At 72.4% G+C, this 19431-nt stretch carries 20 protein-coding genes and 1 tRNA gene; 11 read left to right on the top strand and 10 right to left on the bottom strand.

What is annotated here, in order from left to right:
- Nucleotides 1–103 precede the first annotated feature (103 nt).
- The 3 genes from ACEN8D_RS02615 to ACEN8D_RS02605 are packed head-to-tail and all read left to right on the top strand — an operon-like array spanning nucleotide 104 to nucleotide 2777.
- Nucleotides 104–811, top strand: a complete 708-nt coding sequence (locus ACEN8D_RS02615; protein ID WP_092387179.1) for a DedA family protein — start codon at nucleotides 104–106, stop codon at nucleotides 809–811.
- Nucleotides 808–2118 (top strand): sensor histidine kinase, encoded by a 1311-nt coding sequence (locus tag ACEN8D_RS02610; protein WP_495601138.1) that lies wholly within the window; start codon nucleotides 808–810, stop codon nucleotides 2116–2118. Before ACEN8D_RS02615 ends, ACEN8D_RS02610 begins: the two co-directional genes overlap by 4 nt.
- Nucleotides 2115–2777, top strand: a complete 663-nt coding sequence (locus ACEN8D_RS02605) for a response regulator (RefSeq protein WP_071294651.1) — start codon at nucleotides 2115–2117, stop codon at nucleotides 2775–2777. Before ACEN8D_RS02610 ends, ACEN8D_RS02605 begins: the two co-directional genes overlap by 4 nt.
- Nucleotides 2778–2818: 41 nt before the next feature.
- Here the strand turns inward: ACEN8D_RS02605 and phoA are convergent, their stop codons facing one another.
- The 9 genes from phoA to ACEN8D_RS02560 all read right to left on the bottom strand — a co-directional run bounded on the left by phoA (nucleotide 2819) and on the right by ACEN8D_RS02560 (nucleotide 13655).
- Nucleotides 2819–4510, bottom strand: coding sequence for an alkaline phosphatase (phoA, locus tag ACEN8D_RS02600; protein WP_413461300.1), 1692 nt, complete (start codon nucleotides 4508–4510; stop codon nucleotides 2819–2821).
- Nucleotides 4511–4678: 168 nt separating this feature from the next.
- Nucleotides 4679–5176: a Dps family protein gene (locus ACEN8D_RS02595; protein ID WP_070418937.1), complete on the bottom strand. Its 498-nt coding sequence runs from the start codon at nucleotides 5174–5176 to the stop codon at nucleotides 4679–4681.
- A 109-nt stretch (nucleotides 5177–5285) separates the two neighbouring features.
- Nucleotides 5286–5699, bottom strand: coding sequence for an SIP domain-containing protein (locus ACEN8D_RS02590; protein WP_413399813.1), 414 nt, complete (start codon nucleotides 5697–5699; stop codon nucleotides 5286–5288).
- A 29-nt stretch (nucleotides 5700–5728) separates the two neighbouring features.
- Nucleotides 5729–6382: a TetR/AcrR family transcriptional regulator gene (locus ACEN8D_RS02585; RefSeq protein ID WP_413399812.1), complete on the bottom strand. Its 654-nt coding sequence runs from the start codon at nucleotides 6380–6382 to the stop codon at nucleotides 5729–5731.
- Nucleotides 6379–8418, bottom strand: coding sequence for a CocE/NonD family hydrolase (locus tag ACEN8D_RS02580; RefSeq protein WP_413461301.1), 2040 nt, complete (start codon nucleotides 8416–8418; stop codon nucleotides 6379–6381). The genes ACEN8D_RS02585 and ACEN8D_RS02580 overlap by 4 nt, the downstream gene beginning before the upstream one ends.
- Entirely contained in the window at nucleotides 8415–10151 is a 1737-nt protein-coding gene (locus ACEN8D_RS02575) for a dipeptide ABC transporter ATP-binding protein (RefSeq protein ID WP_413461302.1), read from the bottom strand. The genes ACEN8D_RS02580 and ACEN8D_RS02575 overlap by 4 nt, the downstream gene beginning before the upstream one ends.
- Nucleotides 10148–11026 carry an ABC transporter permease gene (locus tag ACEN8D_RS02570; protein ID WP_413398122.1) on the bottom strand — a complete coding sequence of 293 codons (879 nt, stop codon included), beginning with the start codon at nucleotides 11024–11026 and terminating at the stop codon, nucleotides 10148–10150. Before ACEN8D_RS02570 ends, ACEN8D_RS02575 begins: the two co-directional genes overlap by 4 nt.
- Entirely contained in the window at nucleotides 11023–12057 is a 1035-nt protein-coding gene (locus tag ACEN8D_RS02565; RefSeq protein WP_413398121.1) for an ABC transporter permease, read from the bottom strand. The genes ACEN8D_RS02570 and ACEN8D_RS02565 overlap by 4 nt, the downstream gene beginning before the upstream one ends.
- Nucleotides 12054–13655, bottom strand: coding sequence for an ABC transporter substrate-binding protein (locus ACEN8D_RS02560; RefSeq protein ID WP_413398120.1), 1602 nt, complete (start codon nucleotides 13653–13655; stop codon nucleotides 12054–12056). The genes ACEN8D_RS02565 and ACEN8D_RS02560 overlap by 4 nt, the downstream gene beginning before the upstream one ends.
- Nucleotides 13656–13911: 256 nt before the next feature.
- Here ACEN8D_RS02560 and ACEN8D_RS02555 point away from each other — a divergent pair, with 256 nt between their 5' ends.
- From ACEN8D_RS02555 to ACEN8D_RS02545, 3 genes are read left to right on the top strand one after another with little or no spacing between them, the layout of a single operon-like run.
- A complete protein-coding gene (locus ACEN8D_RS02555; protein ID WP_070418930.1) occupies nucleotides 13912–14505 on the top strand; it encodes a molybdopterin-dependent oxidoreductase in 594 nt (197 codons plus the stop codon).
- Nucleotides 14502–15287: an FAD-binding oxidoreductase gene (locus tag ACEN8D_RS02550; protein WP_402717625.1), complete on the top strand. Its 786-nt coding sequence runs from the start codon at nucleotides 14502–14504 to the stop codon at nucleotides 15285–15287. Before ACEN8D_RS02555 ends, ACEN8D_RS02550 begins: the two co-directional genes overlap by 4 nt.
- Nucleotides 15284–15538 (top strand): DUF6510 family protein, encoded by a 255-nt coding sequence (locus ACEN8D_RS02545; protein WP_071301606.1) that lies wholly within the window; start codon nucleotides 15284–15286, stop codon nucleotides 15536–15538. Before ACEN8D_RS02550 ends, ACEN8D_RS02545 begins: the two co-directional genes overlap by 4 nt.
- A 290-nt stretch (nucleotides 15539–15828) precedes the next feature.
- Here the strand turns inward: ACEN8D_RS02545 and ACEN8D_RS02540 are convergent.
- Nucleotides 15829–15900 (bottom strand) — tRNA-Gly (locus tag ACEN8D_RS02540).
- A gap of 42 nt (nucleotides 15901–15942) precedes the next feature.
- On the opposite strand from ACEN8D_RS02540, the gene ACEN8D_RS02535 reads away from it, so the two are divergent.
- The 5 genes from ACEN8D_RS02535 to ACEN8D_RS02515 all read left to right on the top strand — a co-directional run bounded on the left by ACEN8D_RS02535 (nucleotide 15943) and on the right by ACEN8D_RS02515 (nucleotide 19419).
- Nucleotides 15943–16158: a hypothetical protein gene (locus ACEN8D_RS02535; RefSeq protein ID WP_092387193.1), complete on the top strand. Its 216-nt coding sequence runs from the start codon at nucleotides 15943–15945 to the stop codon at nucleotides 16156–16158.
- A gap of 110 nt (nucleotides 16159–16268) precedes the next feature.
- Nucleotides 16269–16721: a hypothetical protein gene (locus ACEN8D_RS02530; protein ID WP_413398119.1), complete on the top strand. Its 453-nt coding sequence runs from the start codon at nucleotides 16269–16271 to the stop codon at nucleotides 16719–16721.
- An 87-nt stretch (nucleotides 16722–16808) separates the two neighbouring features.
- A complete protein-coding gene (locus tag ACEN8D_RS02525; protein WP_309887643.1) occupies nucleotides 16809–17507 on the top strand; it encodes a GAF and ANTAR domain-containing protein in 699 nt (232 codons plus the stop codon).
- Nucleotides 17508–17519: 12 nt separating this feature from the next.
- Nucleotides 17520–18233 carry an ANTAR domain-containing protein gene (locus ACEN8D_RS02520; protein ID WP_413398118.1) on the top strand — a complete coding sequence of 238 codons (714 nt, stop codon included), beginning with the start codon at nucleotides 17520–17522 and terminating at the stop codon, nucleotides 18231–18233.
- A gap of 88 nt (nucleotides 18234–18321) precedes the next feature.
- The gene (locus tag ACEN8D_RS02515; protein WP_413398117.1) at nucleotides 18322–19419 is read left to right on the top strand and encodes a fatty acid desaturase family protein; all 1098 of its coding nucleotides are present in this window, start codon (nucleotides 18322–18324) and stop codon (nucleotides 19417–19419) included.
- The last annotated feature ends 12 nt before the right edge of the window (nucleotides 19420–19431 follow it).

Raw genomic sequence — 19431 nt, 5'->3', positions numbered from 1 at the left:
ATACCGCGGTAGGGGGTGGTCGAGACCCGCGCGGGATGGCAGCCGGTCGCACGCTCCGTAGCGTCGAACCCGTCGACGAGGTCCGTCGGCGGAGGGAGCCACCGTGTTCGACCAGATCACCCCGCTCGTCGTCGAGCTGGCGGCCAGCCCGCTCGTCTTCGTCGTCCTCTTCGCGCTCTGCCTGGTGGACGGCTTCTTCCCACCCGTGCCGAGCGAGGCCGCCCTCGTCGCGGTCGCCGCCATCGCCGCGACCTCCGGCCAGCCGGTCCTCGCCGGGGTCCTCGCGGCCGCCGCACTCGGCGCGGTCGCCGGGGACTCCGTCGCCTACTGGATCGGCCGTCGGATCGGACTCGGCCGCCTCGCGCGGTCCCGGCGTCCGAGGATCGCCGCGGCGTTCGCGTTCGCCGAGCGCCAGATGCGACGGCGGTCCGCGAGCCTCATCCTCGTCGGTCGGTACATCCCCGTCGGACGCGTCGCGGTGAACATGACCGCCGGTGCGACCCGGCTCCCCTACCGCCGGTTCCTCGCGATCAGCTCGGTCGCGGGGCTGGCGTGGTCGGCCACGTCGATCGGGATCGCCCTCGCGGCGTCGAGCGTGCTGCACGAGCCGCTCGTCGCAGCACTGGTCTCGATGGTGGTCGCCGCCGGACTGGGGATCGCCGTCGACCGGGTCATCGGTAGAGTCACCCGGAAGCGGGAGGCCCGAGCAGCCGCCCGGGCGGACGACCGCGCGGACGCCCGGGCAGCGGTCCTCGACGCCGCCCGCACCGCCCCGCACCTCGCCCACTCCGGAGGGACCGCACGACCGTGATCGCCCACGTCCCACCCGCGACGCCGCGCCGACGCCGGCCGTGGTCGACGCGCCGGGAGTGGGCGACCTGGCCCGTCGTCGCCGCCCGGATCGTGCTCGTCGTCGTCGCCGCGACGCTCTTCGCGGTGGCCGCACCCGTGACGGTCGCCGTGTACGACGTGCCCGTCCCGCTCGCGCTGCTCGTGACCGCGGTGCTCTCCGTCTCGCTCGGGCTCGCTCCGGTGCTGCCGCGGACGTCCTCGGTGGTGCACCTGGCGGGGGTGGCGGCCCTCGGGCTCCTCACCGCCGGGTCGCCGGCCGGTCCGTGGCCGCTCCCGGTCACCGCGATCATCGGCGTCGGCGCGCTCCTCGTCGTGCTCGGCGTCCGGACGGACTGGCGACTCACCGCCGCCGTCTGGACCGCGGCGACGGTGCTCACGCTCGGCCTGGTCGCGGTGGTCCCCGGTCGGTGGGACCCGGCCGACGTCTGGGCCGCGACCTTCGTCGTCTCCGCCGGCAGCGACCTGCTCCTCGCCGGGACGGCCGTGGCGATCGGGCAGCGCCGGGCCGTCCGGGTGGAGCTCGCCGAGGCCCGTCGCGACGCCGAACTCGAGCAGGCCCGCCGCCGGTCGGTCGAGGAACGCTCCCGGATCGCCCGCGAACTCCACGACGTCGTGGCGCACAGCATGTCCGTCGTGCACATGCAGGCCGAGTCGGCGCCGTTCCGCGTGGCCGACCTCCCGCCGGCAGCACGTGCGGAGTTCGCGGCGATCGCCGAGACCTCGCGGACGGCGCTCCGCGAGATGCGGCAGCTGCTCGGCACCCTGCGCGGCGACGGCTCGGCGGAACGGGCGCCGCAGCCCCGGCTCGCCGACCTCCCCGCGCTCGTGCAGGCCACGCGGGCCGCCGGGATCCCGGTCGAGCTCCACCTCGACGACGACGCACCCGACGACGGGGACGACCGGCTGGCACAGCTGAGCGCGTACCGGGTCGTGCAGGAGGCGCTCGGGAACGTCGCGCGGCACGCTCCCGGTGCGGTCACGATCGTGACGGTCGCCCGGCGCGGCGCCCTGCTGGCGGTCGAGGTGACCAACGCCGCGCCACCCGCCGGCACCGTCCCCGCCGCTCCCCCGGACGACGGCGGGTTCGGGCTCGCCGGCATGCGGGAGCGCGTGTCGGCACTCGGCGGGACGATCGAGCACGGGCCGCTCCCGGACGGCGGGTTCCGGGTCGCCGTGACCCTGCCCGCCCACCCGAGCACGGCCCAGTCCGCCCACCCGAGCACCGCCCAGCCGAGCACGGCCCCGCCCGACCGAGGAACCCGATGACGCGCGTGATGGTGGTGGACGACCAGCAGATGTTCCGCATGGGACTGCGGGCGATCCTCCAGGCCCAGGACGACGTCGAGGTCGTGGGCGAGGCGTCGGACGGCGCCGAAGCGGTCGTCGAGGCGCTGCGGCTGCGACCCGACGTCGTGCTCATGGACGTCCGGATGCCCGAGCTCGACGGGATCGAGGCGACCCGACGGATCACGGCCGCCCCGGCCACGCAGCCGGTGCGGGTCGTCATGCTCACGACGTTCGACATCGACGACTACGTGTTCGACGCCCTCCGTGCCGGGGCGAGCGGGTTCCTGCTCAAGGACGCCAGCGCCGACGAGCTCGTGCAGGCGGTCCGGACGGTCGCGGCGGGTGACTCGTTGCTGGCGCCGCGGGTGACCCGGCACCTCGTCGAGGCGTTCGTCGCGGGCCCGCTCCCGGCGGCACCCCGGACCGAGGTGCTCGAGGTGCTGACCGAACGGGAGCGCGACGTGTTCCTGCTGCTGGCACGGGGCCGGTCGAACGGGGAGATCGCGGCGGAGCTCTACATCGCCGAGCAGACCGTGAAGACGCACGTCGGCCGGATCCTGGCGAAGCTGCAGCTGCGGGACCGGGTGCACGCGGTGGTGCTGGCGTACGAGACCGGCCTGGTGACGCCGGCCCCCTGAGGGACCGGTGCCACCAGGCCGTCTCGACCGAGCCGAGGAGGCTAGCGGACCCGGACCTGCTTCGAGGCCTGCTTGCCGGACTGCACGCCGGTGAAGGTGATCGTCGACTTCCCCGACGTCGCCTTCCACGCCACCGTCGCCGTGCCGTCGAGGACGTCCACCGTGCCGAGGTCGGTCGACCCGACCGCGACCCGCACCTGGCGGTCACCGGCGAACCGCGACCCGGTGAGCGTCACGCGCTGGTTCGGACGCGGTGCACCGACGGACAGGTCGATGCGGGCGCCGCGCGACAGTGCCGCGAGGTCGTCGTGCAGCCGGAGCCCGTCGCGGATGGTGAAGAACGTGTCCGTCTGGTCCGACAGCCCGACGACGTTCGCGGCTCCCGGGCCGTACGCCGCGATGCGGACCTGCGTGCCGGTGTGCTGCTGCGAGCTGCCCGCGGCCGAGGTGCCGTACGAGACCTTCATCGTGGTGCCGTCGGCGGTGCGGAGCGCCGTGGAGAGCGAGGTCGGCGGCGTGCTGTCGACGATCTGGCTCGAGTGGGCGTGGTCCGCCGTGGCGATGACGAGCGTGTTGCCGTCCTTCTTGGCGAAGGCGAGCGCGGACTGCACGGCCTCGTCGAAGTCGATCGTCTCGCCGATCTGGCCGCAGGCGTCGGCGGCGTGGTCCTGCTTGTCGATGCTCGCGCCCTCGACCTGCAGGAAGAAGCCCTTGCCGGTCTTCGCACGGTCACGGTTCAGCAGGTCGATCGACTTGTTCGTGAGCGACTGCAGCGACAGCCCGGTCGACAGGCGTGCCGGGTTCGGCGTGCACTGCACCGGTGCCTGGTCCGCCCCGCCGACGGTCGCGGTGGTGGGTGCGTACCGGGTCGGGAAGTTGCCCGGGGTGAAGAGCCCGAGGAGCGGCTTCGACTGGTCCGCACGACGGACGGCGGCGAGGCCGTCGGCGTCGGAGACCACCTGGTAGCCGCGCTGCGCGGCCTGGTCGAAGAGCGTCGAGCCCTGCCACTGGCCGGCCTTCGCGGTCTGCTGGAAGCTCGCCGAACCGCCGCCGAGAGTGAGGTCCGGGCGCGTGTTCAGCAGCTGCTCGCTGATCGACCCGAGCCCGCCGTTCTGCAGCGCGTCCGTGCCGCACGACGCCGTGTCCGGGCCGTAGCAGGAGCGGGCGCCGACGTGGGCGACCTGGACCGCCGGGGTGGCGTCCTGGATCTCGGCGGTGGACACGTCGCCGGTGCGGAGGCCGTTCGCCTTCGCGAGCTCGAGGAGCGTCTGCTGCTGCTTCCCGTCGATGTCGACCGAGATCGCGCCGTCGTACGTCTTCGTCCCCGTCGCCCAGGCGCTGCCGGAGGCCGCCGAGTCGGTGACGTAGTCGGGCTTGCCCTTGTCCGCACCGTCCTTGTAGAGGGAGTACGTCGTGTACGAGCCGGTGAGCGGCAGCGCGTCGAGGCCCGGGAGCCGACCGGCCGCGCCGTACTGGTAGTTCCGCGCGATGGTGATCTCGGAGTCGCCCATCCCGTCGCCGATGAGCAGGATGACGTTCTTCGCGCCGGCCCGCTTGATCTCCTGCTGGATCGAACGGGTCTGGTCGCCCTGGTGGCGCTGTGCGCCGCCGTGCTGGTTCAGCGCGAGCTGCCCGACGGCCTCGGCCGCGCCCGGCAGGGCGACGGCGCCGGCGATGAGCGCGGCGCCGAGTGCGAGCGCCGCGCGGCGGCGGCGCTGCGGAGTGTGCTGCATTGGGTGTTCCCCTCGTCTGTGCCCCGAACGGGTGCCATCCGAGGATGGCTGTGCGTGGGTACAGGCGGGTGAACGGGCCCGGTCTGGTCGATGAACAGACGCGGTGACAGCGAGACGGGAGGCGCGGTGCCAGCTGGCACCGCGCCTCCCGTCGGAAGTCGGTCGCGTCTACGCGGCGAGGTGCGCCTGCAGGAACCAGCGGTCCTTGGTCAGGCCGCGCTCGATCTCGATGACGACGTCCTGGCTGTTGAGGTCGACCTCGTCGAGGCCCTCGACGGCGCGGCGGACCTGCAGCAGCGCGGCGTCGATCTCGGCGATGACCTCGGTGATGGTCACGTCGGAGTTCTGGAAGCCCTCGGACAGCGGCGGGATCGTGGTGTTCGCGGCGACCGTGGCGATGCGGGAGTCGACCGGGAGGCCGAGGGCGACGATGCGCTCCGCGGCGAGGTCGGCCCACTCCTGGGCGTGCTCGACGATGGTGTCGAGGAGCTCGTGGACGCCGACGAAGTTGCGGCCGCGGACGTGCCAGTGCGCCTGCTTGCCGTTGACGACGAGCGCCTCGAGGTCGATCACGACGGGGGCGAGGAACTGCGCCACCCCAGCGGCGAGCTCCGGCGTCGTCGAGAACGGGGACGTGGTGGGCGTGGTGCTGGTGGTGTTGGTCATGTCGTTTCCTCCTGCCTCGTGGTCCCACCCGAGTGGGGTGGATCCGATGGTGACAACAGTGCCCGCTTCTCTTGTATGCCGCAAGGAAGCGAAGGCTGACCTCACCCGGTCAGCCGACGAGTGTGTCGAAGCCGGCGTCGGCCAGTTCGATCTGCACGACGGAGCGGGCGCGCTCGACCCAGGGGCTGTCGGCGCAGCCGATCCAGACGCTCGTGCGCGGTTCGCAGTCGGCGACGCACCACTCGGCCGCCCACCCGGTGACGGCGTGCGCGAGGGCCTCGCCGTGGTCGGCGAAGACGAGGGGTGACACCGCGGACGTCCGGGCGCTCCGGAGCAGCCACGTCACCGTGACGCGCGGGGGCGCCGGGAGCGTGCGGACCTGCTCGGCGAGGGCTGCCTCGACGAAGACCTGGCCGTAGGCGTTCTCGGGCAGGTCCTCGAGCATGCGGGTCATCTCGGGGAGGTCCTCGACGCTGCCGGCGATGAGGATGCGTTCGCTGGGCTGTCGCCGGGTCCGTGCCATGCGACAACGGTAAGGCAAGCCTTACCTCATCACAAGGGCCTCGCGGCGGTTCCCCCGAGACGCGCAGGTGCCACACCGAGTTCGTGGGCGAGGAAGGTCCACATCCAGGACAGGGCGACCGTGTTGGTCAGGTCCGGCACCCCCTGCGCGATCTGCGTCGCCACCCCGTCGCTGTACGCCGCGAGCTTGAGCGCCACGACCTCGGGCGACTCCGCGGGCGTGAACACCCCCGCCTCGACGCCCCGGCGGACGACCCGGACCAGGCAGGCCTCCCACACGCGGATCCGCTCGGCGTACTCCGCCGCGACCTCGGGCCGCCGCACGACCGCCGTCCAGTAGTCCGACCAGATCCGCCAGTGCTGCCGGACCTGCTCGGTGTCCCCGAACAGCGGTTCCACGAGCATGCGGATGCCGACGACGGGGTCCGGCTCCGCGTCGACCGCGGCGACGATCGCCCCGTAGAAGCGTTCCGTCTCGAGCACGACGACCTCGTTGAGGATCTCCGCGACGCTGCCGAAGTGGTACGTGACGGTCCCGACCGAGACGTCCGCCTCGGCGGCGATGTCCCGCAGGCCCGTCGCGCCGACGCCGTTCCGGACGATCACGGCGCGTGCCGCCTCGACGATCATCGCCCGCCGGACCTCGGGACGCTGCCGGACCCGTGTCTGCTCCGGCCCGTTCACGCCGAGGTCCTCGGCACCTCGTCGACGAACGTGTGCTCGGCGACGAGCACCTCGGCGACGTCGGGACCACCGTCCCGGGCCCAGGCCCGCACGGTGTTCCGGACGTGGAAGGCGTCGGCGTCCGCGGTGACCTCGGAGGCGGTCTCGAGCCGTGCGGCCCACTCCGGCTTCGCCAGGCCGATCGACCAGCGGGACGTCGCGCTGGCACTGGTCGGGTCGTCGGACCGGATGCGGTAGGTCTCGCGGGCGTCCTCGTTGAAGACGAGCCCGTCCGGGTACACGCGTCCGCCGCCGTACCCGGGATCGACGTCGAGCGTCCACTCCCCCGACTCGACGTCGTGCGTGACGGTGCGCTGCGGCAGGACTTCGGTCGGCGCGACCCGTTCGATCGCGAGCGGCTCGGAGCGCGCCGGCTGCTCGAACCGCACGCCGTCGTCGGTGGCGCGTGTCCAGACCGGGAGCTCGACGTGCGAGCCGGCGGGGTCGATCGTGACGGTCGGTGCGACGCCGTGCGGCCAGACCCACGGCCAGTACGACGTCGACACGGCGATCCGGAGCCGGTGGCCCGCCGCGAACCGGTGACCGGTCGACACGAGCCGGACCGGCAATGACGCCACGGCGCCGGGCTCGAGCGGGTCGTCCCGGTCCATCCCGCCGCGCTTCGCGGCGTTCAGCACCCCCCGGGTGACGAGGGTCGACGACCCGTCCGGCGCGACGTCGCACAGGCGCACGGTCACGGTGGCCCGGGGCTGGTCGCTCGTCACGGCGAGGTGGACGAGGACGGTGCCGAGCACGTCGACCGGCTCGTCGAGCGGCAGGTCGAAGCAGACCGAGCGGCCGTCCTCGGCGCGCTGGTCCGGCGGCAGGTCGGTGGCGTTGCCGAACGGGAAGAAGCGTCCGGCGTCGGCACCGGTGTGCTGCGGCGAGCGGACGACGACCGCGCCGTCCGCGCCGCCGCGGAACCCGGCGAGGGGAACCGTGCGGGACACGGTGGCGGACGACGGCCAGGCCTCGGCACCGACCCACCGGCCGCGGCGCGACTCGTAGTACGTCGCCGGCGGTTCGCCCTCGTTGATCCAGGCACGGAGCGCGGGCTCCTGCTCGACGCCGGTGTCGATCCCTCGCAGCCAGCGGTCCCACCACCGCAGGGTCTCCTGCAGGAAGCCGATCGACGGCCCGGGTGCGAGCCCCCGGTCGGGGTACTGGTGCGACCACGGTCCGACGATCCCCTTGACCGGGGCGTCCACGTTGGCCACGAGCCGGAGCACGGCGTCGCGGTACGGGTCGGCCCAGCCGCCGACCGCGAGGACCGCGGCGCCGATGTTCCCGTACTCCTCCGCGGCGCTGCCGTGCCGCCAGTAGTCGTCGCGCTCCTGGTGGGACAGCCACACGGGCGTCATCGGGCGGTTCGCATCGAGGCGGTCACGCCACCGGTCGACCCAGCCGGAGCCGACCACCTCGGGCCGCGGCGGCCGCGAGTTGAACGCGAACATCGTCGCACCCCACGCCGCCATGTCGATCCCGAGCACCGCACCGCCGACGTAGTGCACGTCGTTGTCGTACCGGTCGTCGGTCGAGCACACCGTCACGATCGCCTTCAGTGCCTCGGGTGCGCGGGCCGCGAGCTGCAGCGCGTTGAACCCGCCCCACGAGATGCCGAACATCCCGACGGCACCCGTCGACCACTCCTGTGCGGCGAGCCAGGCGATCACGGCCTCGCCGTCGCGGAGTTCCTGCTCGCTGTACTCGTCGTCGAAGAACCCGTCCGACGAGCCGGTCCCGCGGATGTCCACCCGCACCGAGGCGTACCCGTGCTGCGCGTACCAGGGGTGCCGCTCGGAGTCCCGCGGCGCGGTCCAGTCGTCGAGCCGGTAGGGCAGGTACTCGAGCAGCACCGGCACGGGGCCGTCGGGTGCCGCCGGGGACCAGATCCTCGTGTGCAACCGGACGCCGTCGGGCATCGGGATCCACTCGTCGCGGACGGTCACGCCGTCGGGCAGGGCCGGGTCCACCCCGAGTGCGGTGAAGCCGGTCATGCGTCCTCCCAGTTCCGGGTCAGGTGTCCGTCGCCGCGGTCGGTCCACCCCGGAGCCTCGCGCCACCGCGGCACGCCGTCGCCGACGTCGGGCAGCTCGGTGCTGCCGGGTTCGAGCGTCGCCGCGAGGAGCGTCGCCGTGTACGGGTGGTTCGGGCCGCCGAACACGGCCTCGGTCGGGCCGATCTCGACGATGCGCCCGCCGGTCATCACGGCGACGCGATCGGCCACACCCCGTACCACCGCGAGGTCGTGGCTGATGAACAGGCAACTCAGCCCGCGCTCGCGCTGCAGGTCGGCGAGCAGCGCGAGGATCCCCGCCTGCACCTGCACGTCGAGCGCGGTCGTGATCTCGTCGGCGATGACCAGGCGCGGCTCGGCGGCGAGGGCCCGGGCGATCCCGACACGCTGGCGCTGCCCGCCGGAGAGCTGCGCCGGCAGCCGGTCGGCGAACTCCGGCCCGAGGCCGACCTGGGAGAGCAGTTCCCCGACCCGCTCGCGCGACGAGGAACCGGTGAACAGCTGCAGCGGCCGCGCGATGGCTGCCCCGACGGTCCGGCGGGGGTTCAGCGAGGTGTCGGCGTTCTGGAAAACGAGCTGCACCGCACGACGGAGGTCCGGGGACCGTCCGGCGATCGGCTCGCGCAGGTCCCCGCTCACGGTCCCGTCGTCGAACGAGAACGTGCCCGACTCGGCCGGGACCAGGCCGGCCAGGGCCGTCGCGAGCGTCGACTTGCCGCTGCCGGACTCCCCCACGACGGCGAGCGTCTCGCGCGGCGCGATCGTGAACGAGACGCCGTCGACGGCGGCCGGCAGGCCGCGTCCGTAGCGGATCACCAGGTCCTCGGCGGTGACCACGGGACGGACGAGCGGTTCGGAACCCACGGTCCGGCCGGCCCTGGAGGCGACCGCCGACGAGACGGTCGCCGTCTCGGGCACGTGGTCCGTTCCTCCTGGCCGGCGGCCGTCCGGCACCGCGGCCAGCAGGGCGCGCGTGTACTCGTGCTGCGGGGCGGCGAAGAGCGCCGCCGTCTCGGCGTGCTCGACGACCTCGCCGTCGCGCATCACGGCGATCTCGTCGGCCATCGCGGACACGACGCCGAGGTCGTGGCTGACGAGCAGGACGGCCACGCCGAGCTCGCGGCCGAGGTCGGCGACGAGGTCGAGCACGGCGGCCTGCGTGACCACGTCGAGGGCGGTGGTGGGTTCGTCGAGGACGAGCACACGGGGGCGCGCGGCCACGGCCATCGCGATCGCGACGCGCTGCTGCTGCCCGCCGGAGAGCTGGTGCGGGTACCGGAGGACGATCGTCTCCGGCGACGGCAGCCGCACGAGCCGGACGAGCTCGAGCACACGCTCGGGGCCGTCGGGTTCGCCGTGGGCGCGGAGTGCCTCGCGGATCTGCTCGCCGACGCGCATCGACGGCGTGAGTGCCTGCCCGGCGTTCTGCGCGACCACCGATGCGGTGCCCCCACGGAGCGCCCGTCGGCCGGCAGGCGAGAGGGCGAAGACGTCCTCGCCGTCGACGTGCACCGTGCCGTGCTCGATGCGGGAGCCGGTCCGGAGGTGCGCGAGCAGGGTGCGGGCGACGGTGGACTTGCCGCTGCCGGACTCGCCGACGAGCCCGAGGGTCCGGCCCGCCTCGATGGCGAACGAGACACCGCGGACGACCGGCACGGAGCGCTTGCCGGCGGCGTACGAGATCGCGAGGCGGTCGACCTGGACGATGCTCACGCGCTGACTCCCTTCGTCGCGCGGTCGACACCGAGCGACTTGCTCAGCCCGTCGGCCGCGAGGTTGAGGCCGACCACCAGGGTCGCGAGCGCCACGATGGGCGCGAGCGTGCCAAGGGGCACGACCGTGAGGGCGGTCCGGTTCTCCTGGACCATGAGCCCCCAGTCCGGTGTCGGCGGGTTCGCGCCGAAGCCGAGGAACGACAGCGACGCCACGAGCAGCACGATCCAGGAGGCACGCATCGCGTACTCGACGAGGACCACGTCGAGGACGTTCGGCAGGATCTCGCGGAACACGATGGACAGGGAGCGTTCGCCCCGGGCGCGCGCGGCCGTGACGTAGTCCTGCGTGATCACCGTCCGCGCCGCGCCACGCACCACCCGGGTCACGGCGGGCGAGTAGACGATTGTCACGGCGAGGACGATCACCCAGAGCCCGGCGTCGAACACGGTGACGACGACGAGGAGCGCGAGGATCGACGGCACGCTGAGCAGGGCGTCCACGATCCGCATGACGACCTCGTCGAACCAGTTGTCGGCGTACGCGGTGACGCAGCCGAGGACGGTGCCGACCGCCACGGCGATCGTCGTCGCGAGGAAGGTCACGAGCAGGGCGTAGCGGCCGCCGTTGAGCGTCCGGGACAGGATGTCGCGGCCGTACTGGTCGGTGCCGAGCCAGTGCGTCCACGTCGGGCCGGCGAGCACGTCGGCGGAGTTCGTCGCCACCGGGTCGTGGCCGGCGATGACCGGGGCGAGGACGGCGAGCACGAGGTGCAGCGCGATCAGGCCGAGGCCGATGGCCAGCGCGGTGGAGCTGCGCAGGGGGGCGACGGCTGCGCCGATGACGTTCCGGGAACGCGGGGCGATGGCGGTCATGCTGCTGCCTTCCGGGTGGGGCGTGCGCCGGCGCGGCTCCGGGTGCGCGCCCGTCGCTGTCGGGTGCGGAGCTTCGGGTCGAGCACCAGCGCGACGAGGTCGGCCGCGAGGTTGCACACGACGTAGACGAGGGCGCTGAGGAGCGCGATCGCCTCGATCGTCGGCAGGTCGCGGTTGAAGACGGACTCGAGCATGAGCTTGCCCATGCCCGGGTAGTTGAAGACGTTCTCGACGACGACCACGCCGCCGAGCAGCCAGGCCACGTTGAGCGCCACGACGTTGAGCGTCGGCAGGAGCGCGCTCGGGACCGCGTGCTTCCAGACGACCCGGCGCATAGTCAGGCCCTTCAGCTCCGCGGTGGTCACGAACTCGGACGCCATCACGTCGATCGTCGAGGACCGGGCGGTCCGGACGATGTACGCGGCCATCGCCAGGGTCAGCACGATAATCGGCAGCCAGATCGTCGGCAGGAGCTCGCCGACCGTGGCGTCGCTGCCGCGCAGGACGACAGCGGGGAAGAGCGGCAGCCCGATCGCGAAGAGCAGCACGAGCACGGTGGCGACCATGAACTCCGGCACGCTCATCACGACGAGGCTGACGATCGAGATCACCCGGTCGGACGCACGGCCGCGGCGGACCCCGGCGATGACGCCGAGCGCGAGGGACAGTGTGACGCCCACGACCATCGCGGGGACGGCGATGAGCATGCTGTTGCGGAACGCCGTGAACAGCGTCGGGGCGACCGGCTCCCCGCTGACGAGCGAGGTGCCGAAGTCGCCGTGCACCGCTCCGGCGAGCCACTGCAGGTACCGGAGCCAGACGTTCTGGTCGAGGCCGAGCGACTCCCGGAGCTGCTTGACGGCGTCGGGTGTGGCGTTCTGCCCGAGCAGCTGCTGCGCGACGTCGCCGGGCAGCGCCTGCACGGCGAGGAACACGAACAGCGAGGCGAGCACCACCGTGAGCACGGCGATGCCGAGCCGACGGAGGACGGGGACGAGGACGTCCGACGGCTTGTTCGTGGTCGTCGTCATCGTCGCAGTCCGATCCGGAGGTAGTCGAACTCGAAGCCGTACTCCGAGTAGTTGACGACGTCGCGGGACAGCCCGACCAGGCGGTCGCCGAACATCGGGGTCATGTCCGCGCCGTCCTCGACCACGAGCCGCTGGGCGTCCTGGTACAGGGTCAGGCGCTTCGCGTCGTCCATCTCGGCGCGGGCGTCGTCGAGCAGTCCGTCGAACCGCTCGTTCGACCACGCGCTCTCGTTGTACGACGAGCCGGACCGGAAGATCTGGTTGAGCAGCTGGTCGATCGGACGGCCGGTGAACCAGTAGCTCACCATGAGCGGCTTCTGCATCCAGATCTGCGTGTAGTACGAGTCCGAGCTGGCGTTCTTCACCGTCAGGCGGATGCCCGCGTCCGCGACGGCGTCGCGGTAGGCGACGGCCATCGGGGTGAAGACCGACTCGTAGCTCGACGTGTAGATCGACGCCCGGAGATCCGACCGACCGGCGGCCTTGAGCAGCGCCTTCGCCTTGTCGGGGTCGTACTCGCGGTGGTCGTCCACGAAGGCGGCGAGCTGCGGCGGCACGGGGTTGTCCCAGCCCGGCGACCCGGTGCCCTGCAGGGCGGTGTCGACGATCGTGCGCGGGTCGTAGGCGAGCTTCATCGCCTGGCGGACCCGTGGGTCGCGGAACTCCTCGGAGGTGGCGAGCATCGGGATCGTGTACCACTGCGCGTTCTTCGAGCGGGCGATGGTCGCCCGATCGGAGGCGGCGACGACCCGGGCCGTCGCGAAGTCGAGGTTCGTCTGCGAGATGAGGTCGATCTGCCCCGCGAGCAGGGCGTTCACCCGGGCGGTGGTGTCCTGGACCGAGTAGAAGTCGATGCCGTCCAACGCGGGGCGGCCGGCGAAGTGGTCGTCGAACACCTCGACGCTGCCGGCACCTGCCGGAGTGAAGGACGACAGGCGGAACGGTCCGGTGCCGATGCCCGTCCGGCCGATGTCGGCGATCGCCCCGGCCGGCACGATGTAGCACTGGTACGCGGTGAGCAGCGACGGGAACTCCGCGTTCGGCTTCGTGAGGGCGAACCGCAGCGTGTACGGGTCGACGGCCGTCATCGAGCGGGCGTCCATCACCTCGCCGAGCACTCCGGCCTGCGGGCTGCCGGTCTTCTCGTCGAGGATGTGCCGGATGCTCGCGATCGCGTCGTCGGCGGAGAAGCGCGACCCGTCGTGGAAGCGCACGCCCCGGCGGAGGCGGAAGGTCCACTCGGTGCCGTCCTGGTTCGCCGACCACTCCTCGGCGAGGTCGGGCACGGTCCGGCCCTGCTGGTCGAGCTTGACGAGCCGGTTGTAGAGCGCGCCGAGGTACTCGTAGGCGGACAGGGAGCTCGCGGAGTCGAGGGTCTCGGCGGCCGACGCGGCGGGTCGGGCGATCCGGAGTCGACCGCCGCTCCGGGCGGCGCCGGTGGCGGCGGCCTCGGGAAGGTCGGTGGTGCCGGACGAGGCGCCGGAGCTGCACCCGGTGAGCGTCAGCAGGCCGAGGCCGGCGAGTCCGGCGGCGCCGGTGAGGAGCGCACGACGGCTCGGGCCGCGGGCGTTCCGGGGTTCGGGGACGATGGGCTGCATTCGGGGTGACCCCTCCTGGTAATCGTTCCGGTGAACGATAGAGGGCGGATCGTCCCCGGCCAAGCCCGACGCGACGGACGCCGGTCGCTCTCACGGGGCCCCGATCCGCACGGTCACCGCGATCGAGCGGTCTCCCGCAGCCGCACCAGAGGCTCGGGAACGTTTACCAACCCGTTACACGAGCGCCTGTGCGAGGCGGGATGATCGACCAGAGCGGCGCCCGCGTGGTCGCCGGACACGCGACCGAGGAGCACCGATGGCGACGTTCACCCGAGGCTTCGGCGGTCGCCGTGACGACCGCGACGACCCGCGCATCCCACCGGGCCAGACACTCGTCCGCGACTGGCCCGTGCTGTCGGCCGGCGCCACCCCCGAGATCGAACCGTCCGACTGGAGCTTCTCGATCCGCACCGAGTCCGGCCTGCACAGCTGGACCTGGGACGAGGTGCAGGCGCTCGGCGTCGAGGACGTCACCGTCGACATCCACTGCGTGACGCACTGGACGAAGCTCGACATGCCGTGGCGCGGTGTCCCGCTCGACCGGCTGTTCGCCGACGTCGAGACCTCGCTGGACTACTGCATGGTGCACAGCTTCGGCGGGTACACGACGAACGTGCCGCTCGACGAGCTCCTCGACGGGCAGGCGTGGATCGCGTTCGAGGCCGACGGCGAACCGCTCACCCCCGAGCACGGCGGTCCCGCACGCCTGCTGGTCCCCCACCTGTACTTCTGGAAGAGCGCGAAGTGGGTGCGCGGCATCGTCATGCAGTCCGACGACGAACCCGGCTTCTGGGAGAACGCGGGTTACAACCTGCACGGCGACCCGTGGAAGGAAGAGCGGTACTGGTGAGCGCGGTGGAGGGCCTGGAGGAACGGATCACCCCACCGACGTCGGCTGCCCTCCGGCGGCGGCCGGCCTGGCACGCCGCGACGGTCGCCGCCGTCTCCCCCGAGACCCCGAACGCCAGGCGGATCGTCCTGGACGTCCCGACGTGGCCGGGCAACGACCCGGGCCAGCACCTCGACCTGCGCCTCACCGCCGAGGACGGCTACCAGGCGTCACGCTCCTACTCGATCGCCTCGTCCGGCGCGACGACCTCGGTCGTGCTCGCGGTCGACCGGGTCGAGGACGGCGAGGTCTCGCCCTTCCTGGTGGACGCCGTCGAGGTCGGGGACGCACTCGAGGTGCACGGACCGCTCGGCGGGTGGTTCGTCTGGCGCCCGGGCGTGTCGGAGCGGCCCGTGCAGCTCATCGCCGGCGGCTCGGGGATCGTCCCGCTCGCTGCCGTCGCCGGCGCGCACGCCGACGCCGGTGACGCCGCCCCCTTCCGGCTCCTCTACGCCGTGCGCACGCCGGAGGACGTGTTCTTCCGCACCGAGCTCGCCCGTGCCGAGGCCGCCGGGGTCGACACCACCGTCGTGTACAGCCGCCGTGCCCCGGACGGTGCCGCGGTCCCGGCCGGCCGACTCACCCGGGACGCCCTGGCAGCAGCGGTGTTCCCGCCGGACGCCGGCGCCCTCGTGTACGTCTGCGGGTCGACGCCGTTCGTCGAACAGGTGCTGACGTGGCTCGGCGAGCTCGGGCACGACACGACCGACGTCCGCGCCGAGCGGTTCGGAGGCAGCGCATGACCGTGCTCGACGGCAACGCGTTGGCCGGGGTGCTCATCGGGTTCCTCGGCTCGGACCCCACGGTGGCCGCGCTCCGGTGCTCGGGGTGCAGGACGGTCGGGGCGCTCGCGGGCACCCGGGTGCACGCCAGCCCGATGGGCTTCGTCGCGCGGTGCCCGCACTGCGACGACGTACTCGTCACGGTCGTCGACGCTCCGGGCGGACCGTGGGTCGGCATCCCTGGTGCACGGGTCGCGCTCGACGCCGACTGAGGACGCCCATCCGGGCGAAGCATGAGCGACACGCCGAGCACGTGCGAGGTGATGCGGGATCCGTGCGGGAAACCGCACGGTCCGGGATCCGACCCATCCGGACGGGGCGCCGCTCCGGATCACCGGATGGGCGCCGACCGGACCACCCATCCGCCGGCGCTCGAGTGGGCACGGTGGCCCGCGCGTCCGAGGGGCGCGGGCACCCGAAGCCTGCGCCCCACGGACCGGATCGGGCCACCAGCCCGGACGACGAAGGCCCCGGTCGAGTGACCGGGGCCTTCGCAGTTCCGAGCGGATGACGAGATTCGAACTCGCGACCCTCACCTTGGCAAGGTGATGCGCTACCACTGCGCCACATCCGCGTACACGAGAACACTACCAGGCCGAGGGAGTTCGATCACACCATGAGCTACGTGCACGACAACCCCGGCGGTACCGAGGCCCACGGTGTGGACCTCGTCGACGGCGACGAACCAGCGGCGCGGATCCTCGTGCACGGCGACCTGCCGACGACGATCGAGCACGAGGGTCGGACCTGGCTGTCCTCCGGCGAGAGCCACGACGACGGTGACGACCAGGCACCCCCGATCGCGATCTACCGGCCGGTCCAGCAGCCCTGACCCTCCTGGCTGGGAGCCTGCACATCCGGTGGCCCCACACTGACGGCACGGTGTCACCAGGGTGGACAGCGGAACCCCTCGGTCACTGGGGAACCGCCGAGGGAGACCCCATGACGAACCCATCCGAGGCAGCCACGACACCCCTCGCACTCACGAGCGTGGTGGCCTCCGGGCTCCCCAGCGAACTCGGCAGCCCCGCGGCGGCGAAGTACTACGACGTCCCGGCCGTGTTCAACCGTCGACCAGACGCCACCGAGACCACGGCGCTGCGCGGTGCCGACGGACACGCCCGGCTCGCCGCAGCCGGGTACCCCGACGTGACACTCGACGTCCAGGACCGCCGCCTGAGGATCGGGCACACGAACCTCGGTCAGCTCGAACGCAGCCTCGCCACCGCCGTCGCGACGATCGTCGACACCGTCAGTCGCGCCTCGCTGGCCGAGAAGGAGCTCGCGCGGGACGCCGCACGGGCCGACTTCGACGACCGGACGGCCCGGGCGCAGGACGTGACGCGAGCAGCGGAACGCATCCGCTTCGTCCCGGAGGCAGCGCAGGTGCACTAGGGTCTCGGAAAACGGACAATGCATCGACGGCCGGATGGACCGTGCGACGGACCGCACGACGGCGGACGACCGAGAACGGTGTCACAGATGGATCACTTCGCTGCAGCAGCGGCCGCCATGCAGGCCGCGCCGGAGGGCACCGACCTGTGCCCGCCCTTCCTCGCCACCCTCCCGGTGACGAGCGTCGGGATTTCGACGCTCGGCGACCCGTTGGGTTCGGTGACGGTGTGCGCGAGTGACGCGATGGCGGAGCGTGTGGACGAGATCCAACTCGACCTCGGCGAGGGGCCGTGCTGGCAGGCACTCGAGACCCGGCGTCCGGTCCTCGAGGCCGATCTCACCGCCACGACGACCACGAGCTGGCCCGTCGCGCTCGAGGAACTCCTCCGTGCCGGGGTCGGTGCGCTCTTCTCCTTCCCGATGCGCATCGGCACGATCCCCGTCGGCGCCGTCGACCTCACGGTCGGCGAGGAACGGACACTGACCCGCGGGCAGGTCCAGGGGGCGATCGAGCTGAGCACGGTCGCCGCGCGGCGTGTCCTCCGGGACGCCCTGCTCGCCGCTGCCGCCGACGGGCGCGCGGACATGGAACCCGGACGATACTCGAGGCGGGAGGTGCACCAGGCCACCGGCATGGTCGCAGCCCAGCTCGGCGTCAGCGTCCAGGACGCCCTGCTCGTCTTGCAGGCCCACGCGTACGCCACCGAACGCACCGTCCGCGACGTCGCCGCGGACATCATCGAACGCCGACTCGACCTCGCCCGGCCGTACGGTTCCGAGACCTAGGGAGCACGCACCATGGCACCGACCCGCGAGCACCGACTCGTCGACACCTTCGTCGCGCTGACCGACATCCTCGTGGACGACTACGACGTGGTCGAACTCCTGCAGAACCTCGTCGACAGCGTTGTCGACATCTTCGACGCGTCCGCCGCCGGCATCCTGCTCGTCAACCAGTCGCAGGAGCTCGAGGTCCTCGCGTCCACGAGCGACCGGTCGAGCTTCCTCGGACTCCTGCAGCTCGACGCCGGCGAAGGCCCCTGCGTGGAGTGCTTCGCCACCGGGCGCCCGGTGTCGGTACGCGACCACGCCGAGATGGAACGCCGGTGGCCGACGTTCGCCGCGGCCTCGGCCGAGTCCGGCTACGCCTCGGTCCACGCCATCCCGATGCGCCTCCGCGACACCACGCTCGGGTCGCTCAACCTGTTCCGCGAGAGCGAGGGCGCCCTGAACCGCGACGACGCCCTCGCCGCCCAGGCGCTCACGGACGTGGCCACGATCAGCATCCTGCAGCAGCGGTCGCTCGAACACGCCAACTTGGCGCAGCAGCAGCTCCAGCGCGCGCTCGACAGCCGGATCGTCATCGAGCAGGCGAAGGGCTTCCTCGCCCAGACCCACCGGATCGACATTGACCAGGCCTTCGCGAAGCTGCGCACCCACGCGCGGTCCAACCAGGAGCTGCTCGCCGACGTCGCGCGCGCGGTCGTGGAACGGCGACTCGTCATCCCCTGAGCCGCGCAGGTCGCTCCGCGTAGCGTGCAGGGCACCACGTAGCCCCGGTCCCCGGTTACAGCGTCACCGCTGCACCCAGGAGGACACCATGGTCGACGACGAGACCGCACCGGTCGGCTACCGGAAGACCACACCGCGCGACGGCCGGCCCGACACGACGTCGACCTACACCGCGCTGCTCGCCCAGGTCCGCACCGCCGGACTCCTCGGTCGTCGGACCGGCTGGTACTGGGGGCTCGTCGCCGTCCTCACGGCGCTGCTCGTCGCCACGGGCACCGCGTTCGCCGTGCTCGGCGGCTCGTGGTGGCAGCTCGTCGTCGCAGGGGTGCTCGGACTGCTCTTCACCCAGTTCGCGTTCCTCTCGCACGAGGCGGCACACCGGCAGGTCTTCGCCAGTCACGACTGGAACGACCGTGCCGCACGGTACGTCGGCACGTTCCTGACCGGCATCAGCTACGCCTGGTGGATGAACAAGCACACCCGGCACCACGCGAACCCGAACACGGTCGGCAAGGACCCGGACATCTCGTTCGACGCGATCTCGTTCCGGGCGGAGGACGCGCGGAGCCGCACCGGGTTCCTGCACGTCCTGGTCCGGGTGCAGGGGTGGGCGTTCTTCCCGATGCTCCTCGTCGAGGGCGCGAACCTACACTGGCAGTCGATCCGCACCTACACGGGACGCGGCGCCGTCAAGCACCGCTGGGCCGAGGGCTCCGTCTTCGCCGGACGCTTCGTGCTCTACGTCGGCGCGGTCTTCTGGGTCCTGCCGATCGGCATCGCGTTCGCGTTCCTCGGCGTCCAGCTGGCGGTGTTCGGGTTCTGCATGGGGATCGCGTTCGCGCCGAACCACAAGGGCATGCCGATCATCGAGGCCGGACGCCGGGTCGACTTCCTCTCCCGACAGGTCCTGACCTCCCGCGACATCAGCGGCGGGCGGTGGGTCGAGTTCTTCATGGGCGGGTTGAACCACCAGGTCGAACACCACCTCTTCCCGAGCATGGCCCGGCCGAACCTCCGTGCGGCGCGTGACCTCGTGCGCCGGTACTGCGACGAGCAGGGGGTGCCGTACACCGAGACGACCCTCGTGCACTCCTACGTGATCGTCGTCCGGTACCTCAACGAGGTCGGCCTGGCGGCGAGCGATCCGTTCGCCTGCCCGGCGGTCGAGCGCTTCCGGACCCCGTGACCGTCGGCGGTC

This window comes from Curtobacterium sp. Curtsp22, assembly GCF_059492135.1.
Note: the sequence above shows the minus strand (reverse complement) of the source record. Positions and strands in the feature narration are given on the sequence as shown.

Excerpts from the sequence above, each read along its gene's own strand:
- ACEN8D_RS02605 (WP_071294651.1), top strand. The coding sequence starts at position 2,115 with ATGACGCGCGTGATGGTGGTGGACGACCAGCAGATGTTCCGCATGGGA.
- phoA (WP_413461300.1), bottom strand. The coding sequence starts at position 4,510 with ATGCAGCACACTCCGCAGCGCCGCCGCCGCGCGGCGCTCGCACTCGGC.
- ACEN8D_RS02595 (WP_070418937.1), bottom strand. The coding sequence starts at position 5,176 with ATGACCAACACCACCAGCACCACGCCCACCACGTCCCCGTTCTCGACG.
- ACEN8D_RS02590 (WP_413399813.1), bottom strand. The coding sequence starts at position 5,699 with ATGGCACGGACCCGGCGACAGCCCAGCGAACGCATCCTCATCGCCGGC.
- ACEN8D_RS02580 (WP_413461301.1), bottom strand. The coding sequence starts at position 8,418 with ATGACCGGCTTCACCGCACTCGGGGTGGACCCGGCCCTGCCCGACGGC.
- ACEN8D_RS02570 (WP_413398122.1), bottom strand. The coding sequence starts at position 11,026 with ATGACCGCCATCGCCCCGCGTTCCCGGAACGTCATCGGCGCAGCCGTC.
- ACEN8D_RS02565 (WP_413398121.1), bottom strand. The coding sequence starts at position 12,057 with ATGACGACGACCACGAACAAGCCGTCGGACGTCCTCGTCCCCGTCCTC.
- ACEN8D_RS02560 (WP_413398120.1), bottom strand. The coding sequence starts at position 13,655 with ATGCAGCCCATCGTCCCCGAACCCCGGAACGCCCGCGGCCCGAGCCGT.
- ACEN8D_RS02555 (WP_070418930.1), top strand. The coding sequence starts at position 13,912 with ATGGCGACGTTCACCCGAGGCTTCGGCGGTCGCCGTGACGACCGCGAC.
- ACEN8D_RS02545 (WP_071301606.1), top strand. The coding sequence starts at position 15,284 with ATGACCGTGCTCGACGGCAACGCGTTGGCCGGGGTGCTCATCGGGTTC.
- ACEN8D_RS02535 (WP_092387193.1), top strand. The coding sequence starts at position 15,943 with ATGAGCTACGTGCACGACAACCCCGGCGGTACCGAGGCCCACGGTGTG.
- ACEN8D_RS02530 (WP_413398119.1), top strand. The coding sequence starts at position 16,269 with ATGACGAACCCATCCGAGGCAGCCACGACACCCCTCGCACTCACGAGC.
- ACEN8D_RS02525 (WP_309887643.1), top strand. The coding sequence starts at position 16,809 with ATGGATCACTTCGCTGCAGCAGCGGCCGCCATGCAGGCCGCGCCGGAG.
- ACEN8D_RS02520 (WP_413398118.1), top strand. The coding sequence starts at position 17,520 with ATGGCACCGACCCGCGAGCACCGACTCGTCGACACCTTCGTCGCGCTG.
- ACEN8D_RS02515 (WP_413398117.1), top strand. The coding sequence starts at position 18,322 with ATGGTCGACGACGAGACCGCACCGGTCGGCTACCGGAAGACCACACCG.